Consider the following 2,221-nt stretch of genomic DNA (forward strand, 5'->3'; position numbering starts at 1 on the left):
CGGAATTCCAGACGGCCATGCAGCGCGGCCAGTCCAGCGGCAACTCCGCCGGCGGCGTGCGCGTGTTCCGCGGCGGCCAGGCCACCACCACGGCGGTGAACTGAGATGAGCAAGATGCTTCACACCCTGCGCCGCCTGGCCGCCGTCGTCGTCCTCGGCGCGACCGCCCTGGCGATCGCCCCCGCGGCGAGCCAAGCCCAGTCGACCGTCCGCGTCGACCTGAGCTCGGGCCCTGCCTCGCAGAGCCTCTCCCTGCCGCGCGGCAAGTCGGCGATCATCGAACTCCCGGTGGACGCCCGCGACGTGCTGGTCTCGAACCCCGCCGTGGCCGACGCCGTGCTGCGCACGCCGCGGCGGATCTACATCCTGGGCGTCGCGCCGGGGACCACCGACGCGGTGTTCTTCGACGCCGCCGGCCGCCAGATCCTCAGCCTCAACATCCGCGTCGACCAGTCGACCGCGGCGCTGGAGGACACCATCCGCCGCATCGCGCCGACCTCGAACGTCGTCATCGAGGCGGCCAACGACGGCCTGATCCTGACCGGCTCGGTGGCCTCGGCGGCCGAGAGCGCCTCGATCGAGAAGGTCGCCGCCCGCTACGTCGAGAAGCCGGAGCAGATCGTCAACATGCTCTCCATCCGCGGCGGGCAGCAGGTGATGATCAAGGTCCAGATCGTCGAGATGCAGCGCAACATCATCAAGCAGCTCGGCGTCGACACCAACCTGGTGCTGAACCAGCTGGGCCAGAACCAGTGGCTGCTCGGCAACGCGCCGACCTTCGGCATCAACGGCAGCTTCCTGGGCGGGTTCAACGGCGGCTACAGCATGAACTCGACCAACCAGATCGTCACGCCCGGCTCGGGCAACTGCGGCGACCTGACGACGACGCCGGGCGACCCGTCCAACCCCGCCTCGTGCGTGGCCACCGGCCGCGCCGGCGACGAGGGCGTCAACCAGGCCCGCGCCCTGATTCGCGCCTTCGAGCGCGTCGGCGTGGTGCGCACCCTGGCCGAGCCGAACATCACCGCGGTGTCGGGCGAGAGCGGCAAGTTCCTCGCCGGCGGCGAGTTCCCGGTCCCCACCGGCCGCGACCAGAACGGCCAGATCACCATCGAATTCAAACCCTACGGCGTGGGCCTCGGCTACCTGCCGGTGGTGCTGTCGGAAGGGCGCATCTCGATCAAGATCTCGACCGAGGTGTCGGAGCTGACCTCCGAGGGCGCGCTGCAGATCGCCGGCCTGAACATCCCGGGCCTGTCGGTGCGCCGCGCCGAGACCACGGTCGAGATGGCCTCCGGCCAGACCCTGATGATCGCCGGCCTGCTCAAGGAGCAGACCAAGGAGACCATCGACGGCCTGCCGGGCATGACCGGCCTGCCGGTGCTGGGCGCGCTGTTCCGCTCGCGCGACTACCTTGCCGGCGAGACCGAGCTGGTGGTGCTGATCACCCCCTACCTCGTCGAGGGCACGCATCCGAACCGGATGCAGACGCCCGCCGACGGCCTGGTGATCGCCTCGGACGTCGAGACCACCCTCCTGGGCCGCATCAACCGCGCGACCAACGGCGCCAACGCCGTCACCCCGCGCGGTCCGTACCAGGCCCCCGTCGGCTACGTGATCGATTGAGGCAAGCGATGATGATCCGCACCCTTTCCGTTCTCGCGCTCACCGCCTCGATCGGCGCCTGCGCCACCGCCGCCGGCGACAGCACGATCCCCATCCGGCCGACCGCGCGCTACCCGCTGGAGGCCCGTCCGGCGATCCAGGAGGTGGCCCTCGCGCCGCGCCCCGACGGCCTGTCGCCGGCCCAGCGCGCCGCCCTCGCCGACATCGCCGTGCGCTCGGGCGGCAAGCCGATCGTGGTCCGCGCCCCGGCCGGGGACGATCCGGTCGCCCTGCGCTCGGCCTTCAACGCCCGCGCCGCACTCGAGGAGATGGGCGCGCCGGACGTGCGCATGGCCAGCTACGACGGGCCCGCGGGCGCGCCGATCCTGGTCGGCTTCACCGGCTACGAGGCCGTGATACCGCAGTGCGGCCAGTGGGGCAACCTGATCTCCACCCGCGACAACGCCGGCTACTCGAATTTCGGCTGCGCGGTGTCCGCCAACATGGCGGCCCAGATCGCCGATCCGGCCGACATCGTCACCCCCAACCCGCTCGACCCGACGGACGCCCAGCGGCGCTCGACGGTGATCGGCAAGTACCGCGCCGGCGAGGTCAC

At 71.4% G+C, this 2,221-nt stretch carries 2 protein-coding genes; both read left to right on the forward strand.

Annotated features, from left to right (window positions below; all coding sequences use genetic code 11):
• Positions 1-105 precede the first annotated feature (105 nt).
• The gene (locus VEC04_RS03600; RefSeq protein ID WP_324773920.1) at positions 106-1,626 is read left to right on the forward strand and encodes a type II and III secretion system protein family protein; all 1,521 of its coding nucleotides are present in this window, start codon (positions 106-108) and stop codon (positions 1,624-1,626) included.
• Between the two features lie 11 nt (positions 1,627-1,637).
• The coding region (locus VEC04_RS03605; RefSeq protein ID WP_324773921.1) for a CpaD family pilus assembly protein at positions 1,638-2,221 on the forward strand (584 nt) is incomplete at its 3' end.

The organism is Brevundimonas sp. (assembly GCF_035626535.1).
GTDB lineage: Bacteria > Pseudomonadota > Alphaproteobacteria > Caulobacterales > Caulobacteraceae > Brevundimonas.